A 12,465-nucleotide genomic window follows, 5' to 3' on the forward strand; every position below is an offset into this window, starting at 1 on the left:
GGCTGAGGCGAGCCGGGGGGCCTGCCGACCTGACATCGTCCCGGTCGCCGGCATGCGTACGCGGGTTCATCGGACACCACCGGGCTCCACGCCCACGGGGTCGTCGTCTAGTTGCCGTACACGCGCGGCGTCGGTCGTGATGATCAGCATGGCCACGAAGGGGTGGGGGACAGGTGGATCGGGCACGCCCACGTGCTCGGTTCGCCGCACCCGGCGACGCCGGTCCCCGAAGACCGCGTCCCAGGTGGGCTGTCCGGGTGCGTCCTCGAGTACGACGGCGGAGGGCTTCCAGCACATGGCCCTGGCCAGCCCGAGGAGTTGGCGTTCGGTCGGGGTGAGGTGCTCCGGTCGGCGTTCGGCGATGGGTTCGAGACCGAACGCGGAGACGGTTTCCTGGACGGTCTTCGTGGCGTCCTCAGTCGCAGGCGCCGTCGGGCACTGCGCCTGCAGGATGTGGTCGAAGACCGTGTGCTGCGGCTCGAGCCAGCCGTCGGCCGGCACCAGCCTGATCCCGCACTGCCTGCTCTGCTGGTGGTTGAGCCGGTGTTTGCGATGCCGCCGGTGGTCGGTGTGCTGCTGGCTGACCACGGTGTCGTCGACGAACACCCGCCCGTTGGACGGCTTGTGGAGTCCCACGATCACGTCGGCGAGGACGTCCACCGAGGGTTGGTCTCGTACGACCGCCGCCCGCACACTGCCGGCGCGCACCTGGAGGTTCAGCTTCGTGCACACACCTACGACCGTGAGGCGTTCCAGTCGTAGTCCGACCATGCCACTCCCCCTGGGGACAAGGCTGCGCTGCCCGTCCGCCACTCGGATCTCGGATCCGCCGGTCCCGGCGCGGTGCGCGAGCGCGCCCACCTGGTCACAGTGCCGAAATAGATGATCTACCTTAGGTGACGAGGGTGATCTTGTGCAGCATCCGATCGGCTGGCCGGCGCAGGTCCGTGCCGCCGCGCGGGTCCGGGATCATCAGTCGAACAGGACCGGGGTGAGGTCGGGCTCCGCGAGGTCGGCGTCCAACGGATGCACGGGACGTAGGACGTGCTGGTAGTCCAGCCCGTTCAGGTCCTGGTTGACACCGCCCGGCGTCAGCGCCAGCACCCACCCTCGGGCCGCCCGGTACAGGTCCGGCTGGAGGTAGCCGATCTTGACCGCGGTCAGGTCGTGGGTGGCCGGGTCGAGGCCGAGGCCGGTGAAGTCGGCGACATGGTGGAACGGCTTGCGGCGGCTCGTGAGGATGGCCGAGATGCCGCCGGTCCGCACGACCGCGATGTCGCCTCCGGTCCGGTCGTCCCGCTGCACATGCGCGACGCGGCCGGCGAGCGGCACCGACTCACTGCCACCGAACTCGCCGCCGACCCGCACCTCCACGTCGGCACCGACGCCGGCATCCACGCAGGTACGCACGGCCGCGGAGGCGACACAGCTCGCCCAGATCGCCGACCGCTCGCCGGAAACCAGGGCAGGCGTGGCGAGCAGCTGGCCGAGGAACCACGCGACGTCGTTCGACCCTCCTGCGGTGGGGTTGTCACCGGAGTCGCTCACGAAGAACGGCCGCCGGTCGGAGCCGAACGCCTGGGCGATGCACCAGTCCGCAGGCCCTGCGGGTGCACAGAACTCGAAGCCGTCCCGGGCGTCCCACCAGGCCTGTGCGAGCCGGGTGGCCTCACCGGTGACAGCGCTGCGGTCAGTGCCCGACACGAGGACGGTGGCGGCAGAGCGTGGCTCGTCGGCCCATGCGTACCCGACCCAGAGGGACGCGTCGAGCACGCCGTCCCGGCGTTCGGCGTCGGCGAGCGAGGCGTAGATCGACTGTGCGGGTTCGACGCGGGTACTCGTCTTCTCGCCGGGGAGCAGGACCGGGATCCGGACCCAGGCGCGTACCGGTCGGACGTCCTGGACCAGGCAGTGCACGAGGGTGCGGACCGCGCGCTCGCGGGTTTCGACGTAGTCGATGTGGGGCGCCGTGCGGTACGCCGTGAGGAGTTCGACGGTGCCGGCAAGCTCGCGGGACACCTGTCCGTGGAGGTCCATCGACGCCGACATCAGGCACGCAGGGCCCACCAGGGCACGGATCTTCGCCGCCAGCCCGGCCTCGGCGTCGCGGCGTCCCTCCACCGCCATCGCCCCGTGGATGTCGAAGTAGAACCCGTGCATCGGGCCCTCGTCGAGAGCGGCTCGGAGCCGGTCGAGCAGCTCAGCCTCGAGCGTGTCGTACGCCTCAGGGAGCACCTGACCGCCCGGCAGCGCGGACGCCTGGAGCAGCGGGACGAACTCGACCTCCGGTCCGTCCGGGATCCGCCAGTCGGTCAGGAACGGATAGCGGTCGGCCAGTTCGTCGCCACGGCCGACGCGGAAGTCGGCCAGTGTCGTGCGGTGCGGCGCGAACGTGCTCGACTCGGTGGACATCCCGGCGATGCCGATGCGGTAGGTCCCGGTGCTCTCGCTCATGGGCGGCAAGTCAACACCACAAGTGTTTCGGCGGTGCGGTCGTCCTCAGGTGAGCGCATAGAACCGTCGCGCGGTGCCGCCGAAGACGGCCACGCGCTCGTCGGCGGTGAGGTCCGCCGTGAGCTCCTCCGCGGCGGCCACCCAGTCGGAGTACGACGTGGCGAGCAGGCACACCGGCCAGTCGGATCCGAACATCACCCGCTCAGGGCCGAACGCGTCCAGCACCTCGTCGACGTACGGCTTCAGCGTGGCGACGTCCCAGCGCGCCCAGTCGGCTTCGGTGACGAGGCCCGACAGTTTGCAGGTGACGTGGGGATGGGCCGCGAGCTGGCGGATCTGCGTGGTCCACGGCTCTCGCTGCCCGGCGGCGATCTCGGGCTTCGAGCAGTGGTCGAGAACGAACGCCACCTCGGGCAGCTCGGCGACCGTCGCGACGGCAGCCGGGAGCTGGACCGGAATGGTCAGCAGTTCGTACCGCAGTCCCGCGGCACCGACGGCGGCGAGGCCGCGGCGGACGTCCGGTCGGCACAGCCATGCCGGGTCCTCCTCGGACTGGACGCCGTGCCGGATCGCCCGCAGGTAACCGCCGCCAGGGGCGTCCCGCAGCGCAGCCAGGTCGTCCGCGACCGAGGCCGCGGTGAGATCGACCCAACCTGTGACGGCACCGACCAGCTCACTGGTCTGGGCGAGTGCGAGGAAGTCCCGCGTCTCCGCGGTGTCGGAGAGCGTCTGCACGAGGACGGTCCGCGTGATGCCGTTGGCCTGCGCCTGCGGCGCGAGGTCGTCGAGGCCGAAGCTGCGCCGGATCGGTGCCATGGCCTCGCCGACGATCCAGGGTTCGTCGCGGACGGCGAGGTCCCAGACGTGGTGGTGCGCGTCGACGCGGAGTGTCTCAGCCGCCATCGCCGTCACCGGCCGTAGCGAACCGCGCCGACGGCGGCGAGGTCGTCCCACAACGCCTCAGGGACGTCGTACTCGATCATCGCGAGGTTCTCCTCCAGCTCGGCGACCGTCCGGGCGCCGGTGAGGATGGACGCCACGGCCGGGTGCGCGAGCGGGTACTGGATCGCCGCCGCCTTGAGGGGTACGTCGTGGCGTGCGCAGACCGCGCCGAGTTCCTGCGCCCGGGCGACCAGATCCGGCGGTGCCGTCGTGTAGTTGAACGTGGCGCCCGGGCGGGGGTCGGCCAGCAGCCCGGAGTTGTAGACGCCGCCGATGACGATCGAGACACCGCGTTCGAGGCAGGCGGGCAGCACGTCGGCCGCCCCGGTCTGGTCGAGCAGCGTGTAGCGACCGGCCAGCAGGACCGCGTCGATCTCGGTCTCCAGGACGAACCGGGTCGGGATCCTGGACTGGTTCATGCCGACGCCGATCGCCTTGACGACTCCCTGCGACCGCAGCTCGTGCAGGACGGGATAGGCGACCGTCAGCGCCTGCTCCTCGTGGTCGTCGGGGTCGTGGATGTAGACGACGTCCACCGAGTCCAGCCCCAGCCGGTCGAAGCTCTCGTCGAGCGAGCGTCTGATGGCGTCGGGGGAGTAGTCGTAGATCGCCTCCGACGGAGGAGCGTCGACGAACCCGTCGGAGTCACCGTCGGGGTTGTCCACAATCAGCCGGCCGACTTTGGTCGAGAGAACGAAGCTCGTGCGGCCGGCATCGGCCACGGGTGCGGCCGCCAGTGCCGCGCCGATCCGCCGCTCCGCGATGCCGTGGCCGTACAGCGGAGCCGTGTCGACATAGGTCAGGCCCGCGGCGAGCGCCGCGTGCACGACCGCAGCCGCGGTGGCATCCTCGACATGGCTGAACATCCCTCCCAGCGGCGCCGTTCCCAGTCCCAGCGCTGTGACCTCGACCCCGCTCCGGCCCAGGGTGCGCCGCTCGGTTGCCCGCTTCGTCATGCCTACCTCGCATCGCTTTCCCAGCGCGCGGACAGTGACCACGCGCACCTGTGAACTGGTGAGCCAGGTACGGCTCGGCGTAGGAGCCAGCCCGACCTCATGGCAAGCTGACGCTCGGATCCTAATAGTCATCAGACGGATTCGGTCATGTGCGGAACCGCCGAGGGCCGCCGAGGAAGGGAGCCAGCGGGTGACCAAACTCGTTGCCGTGGACGTCCATGATGTGAGGTTCCCCACTTCCGCGGGCTGGCACGGTTCCGACGCCATGAACCCCGATCCCGACTACTCCGCCGCCTACGTGGTCCTCCGTACGGACGAAGGACCACATGGTCACGGCTTCGTCTTCACGATCGGGCGCGGCAACGAGGTCCAGTGCGCGGCGATCCAGGCGCTCGCGCCGGTTCTCATCGGCCGCGACGTCGAGGAGATCTGCGGCGACCTCGGCGTGGTGTATCGGGAGCTCGTGGGCGACTCGCAGTTCCGCTGGCTCGGCCCCGAGAAGGGGATCATGCACATGGCGATCGGTGCGATCGTCAACGCGGTCTGGGATCTTGCCGCCAAGCGGGCCGGCAAGCCGGTCTGGAAGCTCCTCGCCGACCTCACGCCGGAGGAGCTCGTCGCCCTCGTCGACTGGCGCTACCTCAGCGACGCCCTCACCCCGGCCGAAGCGCTCGACCTGTTGAAGAAGGCCGAACCCGGACGAGCCGAACGCGAACGCCGGCTGCGGTCGGACGGTATCCCGGCCTACACGACGACGCCGGGCTGGCTCGGCTACGACGACGCCACCGCCGAACGCCTGGCCCGCCAGGCGGTCGCCGACGGGTTCCGCCAGATCAAGCTCAAGGTGGGGCGCGACCTCGACGACGACCGACGGCGCCTCGCGATCGCCCGCCGTGCGGTCGGCGACGACATCAGGATCGCCGTCGACGCCAACCAGTGCTGGGATGTCGCCGAGGCGGTGTCGTGGGTCGACGCGCTACGGGAGTTCGATCTCTGGTGGGTGGAGGAGCCCACCTCACCCGACGACATCCTCGGCCACAAGTCCATCCGGGAGGGGATCGCGCCGACCAAGGTCGCGACGGGGGAGCACGTCCAGAACCGGGTGATCGTCAAGCAGCTGCTCCAGGCCGGGGCCGTCGACATTCTCCAGCTCGACGCGACCCGGGTGGGCGGTGTCAACGAGAACCTCGCGATCCTGCTGCTGGCCGCGAAGTTCGGCGTACCGGTGTGCCCGCACGCGGGTGGCGTCGGCCTCTGCGAGCTCGTGCAGCACCTGGCGGCGTTCGACGCGGTGGCGGTGGGTGGTGACCGTGCGGACCGGGTGGTGGAGTTCGCCGACCATCTGCACGAGCACTTTCTGACACCCGCGGTCGTCCGCCGCGGTGCCTACGTCGTGCCGACCGCGCCGGGGTTCTCGGCCGAGATGCGCCCGGAGGCGCTGGCCCGCTACGGCTTCCCCGACGGCCCGGAGTGGTCGGGCGCCGGTGGCTGAGGCTTTGGCCAGCGGCTCGGCCGTGTCAACCGGTGACCTTGACCGTCTTGCCCGATGAGCCGTCGACCACCGGCCGATCCTCGAGGGGTTCGTCGAGGTGGACGGCGACGGACTTCTCCTGGATGACCTGCGTACACACGAGCTTGTCGTCGGACGGTTGCGGTTTGCGACGGTGCAGCTTGACCGTCACCGCGTCGTCGCGCTGGCTGACCTCGGCCTCACGGAGATCAGGCGTACAGGGAGTAGGCAGGGTATAGCCGATCGTGAGCGTGCCGCCCGAGGCGTCCCGCTCCACCTTGTCGATCCTGATCAACGGCGTCCACGTGGAGTCGTCCGGCGGCTTCGCCGGCGGCATCTCCTGGCTCTTCCTGGACGGCTTGGGCGACGGATTCGACGTGGCGGTGGGCTCATCGGCCTTGGGTTCGGTCTCGACCGTCGACGTCCCACCGCAACCGGTGAGCAGGACGCCGGCGGCCACGAGTGCGGCGGCCCGGGCCATAGCCGTGGTGCGAGTCCCCATCAGTGCCTCCCGGATCACGGGGCGGTGCCTCGCCGGAACCTGCTGTGACGGGACACCTCCCGGGTCCGACGTCCGGCTCTGGACAGCGGTTCCAACCCGTCGACGCGACCGGTATGGGTGGAGTCGGTCACACCTGCACGGGTGTCCGCCTGGGTAGGGTGGCGTATCTCGGCTCGCCCCCCGTGGCGGCGGGCGAGGTCGAGAGGTGCCTCGTACAGGCGTCGACTACTGCCCGCCAGACCGAAGGGGACTTCTCCGTGCGTATCGCGGTGACCGGATCGATCGCGACCGACCACCTCATGACCTTCGACGGCAAGTTCCGCGACTCCCTCGTGGCCGACCAGCTGGACAAGATCTCGGTGTCCTTCCTGGCGGACGAACTCGAGGTGCGGCGCGGCGGCGTGGGACCCAACATCGCGTTCGGGATGTCCCGCCTCGGCCTCCGCCCGGTGCTCGTGGGTGCCGTCGGTCAGGACTTCGGCGACTACCGTTCGTGGTTGGAGCGCCACGGTGTCGACTGCCACTCCGTCCACGTGTCCGAGCTCAGGCACACGGCCCGCTTCGTGTGTACGACCGACACCACCCAGGCACAGATCGCGACCTTCTACGCCGGCGCCATGGCGGAGGCCCGCGAGATCGAACTCGCCCCGGTGGCCGAGCGGGTCGGTGGCCTCGACCTGGTGCTCATCGGGGCCAACGACCCCGCGGCCATGGTGCGCCACACCGAAGAGTGCCGCGACCGGGGGTACGCCTTCGCGGCGGATCCCTCCCAGCAGCTGGCGTGGTCCGACGGCGAGCTGATCCGATCGCTCGTCGACGGAGCGACCTACCTGTTCACCAACGAGTACGAAGCCGCGCTCGCCGAGCAGAAGAGCGGCTGGAGCCCGGCGGAGATCCTCACCCGGGTGCAGGTGCGCATCACCACCCTGGGAGAGAAGGGCGTACGCATCGACCGGGCCGGTGAGCCGACGCTGCATGTGCCCTGCGTACCCGCGCGGGCCGAGGTCGACCCGACCGGCGTGGGCGACGGGTTCCGGGCAGGCTTCCTGGCCAGCCTCGCGTGGGGATTGTCGATGGAGCGCGCCGCCCAGGTCGGCTGCCTGCTCGCCACCCACGTGATCGAGACCACGGGGCCCCAGGAGTACCAGCTCGCCGCCGACACCTTTCTCACCCGCCTGGCGCAGGCGTACGGCGACGAGGCGGCGGCGGAGGTCGAGCCCCTCCTGCGATCCGCGGCGATTGTCACGCCCGAGCCGGTGTGACGGCCGGGTCGTCGGGGCGCGGGGGGCTTCACCGGGCCGCAGGAGGCGCCGAGTAGGGTTCTGTCGCTGCTATGTCGAGGTTGTACCGGCCGAGTTGGGCGTGTTCAGCAGGGCCGGTGGCGTCGCTCGCGTCCAGAGCGAGCTCGGGTCAGAGGGAGAAGGGCATCCGGTGAGGTCGAACGCTGGTGATCGTGGACCGCGCCGTGTCCTGGGCAGGATCGGCGCGGCGTCACTCCTGGGGCTCGTGGCGGTCGCCGCAAGCGGGTGCTCCGCCACGGACATCGACACCTGGAAGAGGGGTGGCCTCCCGGCGCCGGCAAGCGACCGGGCCACCCACGTGCTGAGCCTGTGGCAGGGCGCGTGGATCGCCGCCCTCGCGGTCGGTGTCATCGTCTGGGGTCTCATCATCTGGGCGGTGATCGCCTACCGCCGCCGCGACGACTCGGTCCCGCCCCAGACCCGCTACCACCTGCCGATCGAGATCCTCTACTCAGCGGTGCCGTTCGTCATCATCGCCGTGCTCTTCATCTTCACGGTGCGCGACCAGAACGCCATCCTCGAGGTCGACCCGGACAAGCCGCCGACGAACACGGTCAACGTCATCGGCCAACAGTGGGGCTGGACCTTCAACTACCTCGACAATCCCGAGATCGGTGAGACGGTCTGGGAGGCCGGCACGCCGGACCGCAACGCGCACCTGTACCTCCCGGTCGGTGAGACCGTCGGCTTCAGGCTCAACTCGCCGGACGTCATCCACTCGTTCTTCGTCCCGGCGTTCCTGTTCAAGCTCGACGTCATTCCCGGCAAGGAGAACTACTTCGAGCTCACCCCGACCAAGGAGGGGACGTTCGCCGGCAAGTGCGCCGAGCTGTGTGGCACCTACCACGCCCGGATGCTCTTCACGGTGCACGTGGTGAGCAAGGAGGAGTACATCGCGCACCTCGAGGGACTCGAGGCCAGGGGCCAGACCGGTGAGAACACCGGAGGTGCGCACACATCGACCCAGGTGGGCGTCGAGACCGGACAGCCTGAGGGAGCCAGCAAGTGACGATTCTCGGTGACCGCCCGCAGGCGGACCAGCGTGTGACGCCCCCGGAACACGAGCGTCGGGTCGGCAGCATGGTCGTGTCGTGGCTGACGACCACCGACCACAAGGTCATCGGCCACCTCTACCTCATCACGTCGTTCGCCTTCTTCCTGGTGGGCGGGCTGATGGCGCTCATCATGCGATCGGAGCTGGCCCGGCCAGGCGTCCAGATCCTCGGTGAAGAGAAGGGTGAGGAGATCTTCAACCAGCTCTTCACCATGCACGGCACGATCATGCTGCTGCTGTTCGCCACTCCACTCTTCGTCGGCTTCGCCAACGTCGTCATGCCGCTCCAGATCGGATCACCCGACGTCGCGTTCCCGCGGCTGAACATGTTCAGCTACTGGCTCTTCCTGTTCGGCGGGCTGATCACACTCTCGGGATTCCTCGCACCCGGTGGAGCCGCCAACTTCGGCTGGACCGGATACGCGCCACTGTCGGACGCCGTGCGCTCGCCGGGCGTCGGGGGCGACCTGTGGGTGATGGGCCTCTACATCGCCGGTCTCGGCACGATTCTCGGCGCCGTCAACTTCGTCACCACGATCTTCTGTATGCGGGCGCCTGGGATGACGATGTTCCGGATGCCGATCTTCACCTGGAACATCCTGGTCACGAGCATCCTGGTGCTGATCGCGTTCCCGATTCTCGCCGGTGCTCTGCTGATGCTCGAGGCCGACCGGCAGTTCGGCGCGCACGTCTTCGATCCCGCCAGCGGCGGACCGATGTTGTGGCAACACCTGTTCTGGTTCTTCGGCCATCCTGAGGTCTACATCATCGCGTTGCCGTTCTTCGGGATCATCACCGAGATCCTTCCCGTGTTCAGCCGCAAGCCGTTGTTCGGCTACGTCGGCATGATCATCGCCACGCTCAGCATCGCGGCGCTCTCAGTCGCGGTGTGGGCCCACCACATGTTCGTGACAGGGAACGTCAACCTGCCGTTCTTCTCGTTCATGACGTTCCTCATCGCCGTGCCGACCGGGATCAAGTTCTTCAACTGGATCGGCACCATGTGGCGCGGGTCCCTGAGTTTCGAGACGCCGATGTTGTGGTCGATCGGATTCCTGGTGACCTTCCTCTTCGGCGGACTCACCGGTGTGATCCTGGCCGCCCCGCCGCTGGACTTCCATGTCAGCGATACCTATTTCGTGGTCGCACATTTCCATTACGTCGTATTCGGCACAGTCGTTTTCGCTATGTTCGCCGGATTCTATTTCTGGTGGCCGAAAATGACCGGACGAATGCTTGACGAACACCTTGGAAAGATTCATTTCTGGACATTGTTCGTCGGCTTCCACCTGACATTCATGATTCAGCACTGGCTCGGTATCGAAGGAATGCCACGTAGATACGCCGACTACATGGTCACAGACGGTTGGACGACCCTCAACATGGTGTCGACGGTCGGTGCGTTCCTGCTCGGCATGTCGACGCTGCCCTTCCTGCTCAACGTCATCCAGTCGCGCAAGAACCCCCGCGTCGACGTCGACGACCCGTGGGGCTGGGGGCGCAGTCTGGAGTGGGCCACGTCCTGCCCGCCGCCTCGGCACAACTTCACGTCGATGCCGCGGATCCGCTCGGACAGCCCGGCGTTCGACCTGCATCACCCCGAGATCGCGATGCTCGACGTGGCGACGCTCGAAGGCGGGGACCATGTGGTCGACGCACCGGACGACACCGGACGGCGCGAGCACATCGAGGAAGTAAGCGGACAGAAGCCGGAGGATCGGTCGTGAAGGTCGAAGGCATCATCTTTGCGATCCTCGGGATATTTTTCGTCATCGTCACCCCGATCTACTGGTTTCTGTCCTACGACCCGACCGGCACGAGTGCGCTTGTCCTGACGACCCTGCTCGCCCTCCTGGTGGCCTTCTACGCCCTGCTGACGGCCCGCCGGATCGGTCCGCGACCCGAGGACCGCAAGGACGCCGAAATCGCCGAGGGTGCCGGTGAGCTCGGGTTCTTCAGCCCACACAGTTGGTGGCCCCTCTTCTGCGGGTTGTCGCTTTCCATTTGCGTGCTGGGGATCGTGTTCGGATGGTGGCTTTTTCTCATCGGTGCCGGCTTTGGTACCGTCTCCGTCCTGGGCCTGGTCTTCGAGTATTACCGTGGTGAACACGCTCACTAAGCGTCGCTGGCCCTTCCGTTTGGGTAATCTTTTGTGTTGCACTGATCGACGGGCAACTTCTCAGGGCCGGTGGGCGTCCTTATACCCGAAGGGTGCCTTCATGAGGGGATTGCCGGGGCTTGGCGAAGTCATCGGCACAGGGGAGTCGAGATGGCAGTACGGGGGCGCTCGGCGCCAGCGCGAATCATCGGTTTTCTTACGGTCATGATGTCCACAGCCCTGCTGTTCGCCTGCCAGTCGGGCGGCGGCTCGGTCGAGACGCGAGAAGGCTCTGCTGAGGGCGGCATCGTTGCCGCACAGGTGGGTGATCCGACACCACCGGCCAAGGTCACGATCGCACCGGCCGACAACCGGGTGAACGTCCCGCTCGACGCTGCGGTCAAGGCCACGGTCAGCGGTGGCACGCTCAGCAAGATCGCTGTTACCGCCGCGAACGGCGCGAAGGTCAAGGGCACGCTGAGCGATCGCAAGACGGCGTGGTCCTCCAACGTCGCCCTCGCGGCAGATTCCGTCTACCAGGTCGAGGTAACCGCCCTCAATGCCGAGGGTGAGCCGACGGAGGTCATCCAGACCTTCAGCACGCTCAAGCCGGCGAAGGAACTCGGCACCGACATCATGCCGCTGGAGGGCAGCAGTGTCGGCGTCGCAATGCCGATCACGCTGAAGTTCGACGAGCCGGTAGCCAACCGGGCGGCGGTCGAGAAGCGGCTCGAAGTCCAGACGTCGAAGCCGGTCGAAGGCTCATGGCACTGGTTCAGCGACGAGGAAGTCCGCTACCGACCCAAGTCGTACTGGCCGGCGCACACCAAGGTCACCGTGAAGGCCCACATGCGAGGCGTACGCGCCGACAACGGCGCCTGGGGCGTGAACGACAAGGTGCGGCGGTTCAGCATCACCAACTCCGTCATCACCAAGGTGAACCTCGCCGACCACCACGCCCGCGTCTACATCGACGGCAAGCTTCGTCGCACGATTCCCGTGACCGGGGGCAAGCCAGGGTGGCGGACGCGGGACGGCATCAAGGTGATCCTGGAGAAGCGCGAGAACATCCTGTTCAGGAACGAAGCGATCGGCGCGGCGGAACACTACCGGCTCCTGTCGCGCTGGGGCCTCCGGGTCACCTGGAGCGGCGAGTTCCTCCACACCGCGTCCTGGTCCACCGGATCGCAGGGGAGCGCCAACGTCAGCCACGGATGTATCGGTATGAACAGCGCCGACTCCGGCTGGCTCTGGGGGGTCTCGCACGTCGGTGACCCGGTGGAGGTGCACAGTCCGGAAGGAGGCGCCATGGAGCCGAGCAATGGCTTCGGCGACTGGAACTTCTCCTGGAAGGACTACAAGGCCGGCAGCGCCCTGGCGCCGCAACCGGTGAAGGCGGCCACGGGCTCCAAGCAGGAGAAGGCCGGACGCTAGGCCCCGCGCCGAGTACTCACCGGCCTGGCACGCGTCGGGCAGACCACGACCAGAACGCTGGAACCCGCGTCGTGGTTTGCCGGCGTGGACAGTCACGGATTAGATCGGACCAAACACCTACCGAGCAAGAGATATCGGACAGCTACCGAGCAAGAGAGCCCGAGTCGGAGCAACCAGATCGATGGGCCGGTGTAGCCCTCCCAGTTCCGGGAGT

The 12,465-nt window shown here is 68.0% G+C and carries 11 protein-coding genes; 6 read left to right on the forward strand and 5 right to left on the reverse strand.

What is annotated here, in order from left to right; genetic code table 11:
* Positions 1 to 66: 66 nt before the first annotated feature.
* The 4 genes from ABNF93_RS11070 to ABNF93_RS11085 form a co-directional block, all read right to left on the reverse strand.
* The gene (locus tag ABNF93_RS11070; protein WP_349327850.1) at positions 67 to 771 is read right to left on the reverse strand and encodes an ATP-binding cassette domain-containing protein; all 705 of its coding nucleotides are present in this window, start codon (positions 769 to 771) and stop codon (positions 67 to 69) included.
* 201 nt (positions 772 to 972) lie between these two features.
* Positions 973 to 2,454 carry a M81 family metallopeptidase gene (locus ABNF93_RS11075; protein ID WP_349327851.1) on the reverse strand — a complete coding sequence of 494 codons (1,482 nt, stop codon included), beginning with the start codon at positions 2,452 to 2,454 and terminating at the stop codon, positions 973 to 975.
* A 45-nt stretch (positions 2,455 to 2,499) separates the two neighbouring features.
* On the reverse strand, positions 2,500 to 3,357 hold the full coding sequence (locus ABNF93_RS11080; RefSeq protein WP_349327852.1) for an amidohydrolase family protein: 858 nt from the start codon (positions 3,355 to 3,357) through the stop codon (positions 2,500 to 2,502).
* A gap of 5 nt (positions 3,358 to 3,362) precedes the next feature.
* Entirely contained in the window at positions 3,363 to 4,352 is a 990-nt protein-coding gene (locus tag ABNF93_RS11085; RefSeq protein WP_349327853.1) for an aldo/keto reductase, read from the reverse strand.
* A gap of 190 nt (positions 4,353 to 4,542) precedes the next feature.
* Here ABNF93_RS11085 and ABNF93_RS11090 point away from each other — a divergent pair, with 190 nt between their 5' ends.
* Positions 4,543 to 5,844 (forward strand): enolase C-terminal domain-like protein, encoded by a 1,302-nt coding sequence (locus ABNF93_RS11090; protein WP_349327854.1) that lies wholly within the window; start codon positions 4,543 to 4,545, stop codon positions 5,842 to 5,844.
* 25 nt (positions 5,845 to 5,869) lie between these two features.
* Here the strand turns inward: ABNF93_RS11090 and ABNF93_RS11095 are convergent, their stop codons facing one another.
* Positions 5,870 to 6,364, reverse strand: a complete 495-nt coding sequence (locus tag ABNF93_RS11095) for a hypothetical protein (RefSeq protein ID WP_349327855.1) — start codon at positions 6,362 to 6,364, stop codon at positions 5,870 to 5,872.
* A gap of 257 nt (positions 6,365 to 6,621) precedes the next feature.
* Between ABNF93_RS11095 and ABNF93_RS11100 the strand changes: the two genes are divergently transcribed.
* From ABNF93_RS11100 to ABNF93_RS11120, 5 genes are all read left to right on the forward strand, one after another.
* Entirely contained in the window at positions 6,622 to 7,626 is a 1,005-nt protein-coding gene (locus ABNF93_RS11100; protein ID WP_349327856.1) for a carbohydrate kinase family protein, read from the forward strand.
* 169 nt (positions 7,627 to 7,795) lie between these two features.
* Complete coding sequence (gene ctaC, locus ABNF93_RS11105) at positions 7,796 to 8,674, forward strand: aa3-type cytochrome oxidase subunit II (protein ID WP_349327857.1); 879 nt, start codon at positions 7,796 to 7,798, stop codon at positions 8,672 to 8,674.
* A gap of 71 nt (positions 8,675 to 8,745) precedes the next feature.
* Positions 8,746 to 10,446 carry an aa3-type cytochrome oxidase subunit I gene (gene ctaD, locus ABNF93_RS11110; protein ID WP_349328114.1) on the forward strand — a complete coding sequence of 567 codons (1,701 nt, stop codon included), beginning with the start codon at positions 8,746 to 8,748 and terminating at the stop codon, positions 10,444 to 10,446.
* A complete protein-coding gene (locus ABNF93_RS11115) occupies positions 10,443 to 10,838 on the forward strand; it encodes a cytochrome c oxidase subunit 4 (protein WP_349327858.1) in 396 nt (131 codons plus the stop codon). Before ctaD ends, ABNF93_RS11115 begins: the two co-directional genes overlap by 4 nt.
* Before the next feature lie 204 nt (positions 10,839 to 11,042).
* Positions 11,043 to 12,251, forward strand: coding sequence for a L,D-transpeptidase (locus tag ABNF93_RS11120; RefSeq protein WP_349327859.1), 1,209 nt, complete (start codon positions 11,043 to 11,045; stop codon positions 12,249 to 12,251).
* The last annotated feature ends 214 nt before the right edge of the window (positions 12,252 to 12,465 follow it).

Origin of the sequence: Actinopolymorpha sp. B9G3 (genome assembly GCF_040120725.1) — a bacterium.
Taxonomy (GTDB): Bacteria; Actinomycetota; Actinomycetes; order Propionibacteriales; family Actinopolymorphaceae; genus Thermasporomyces.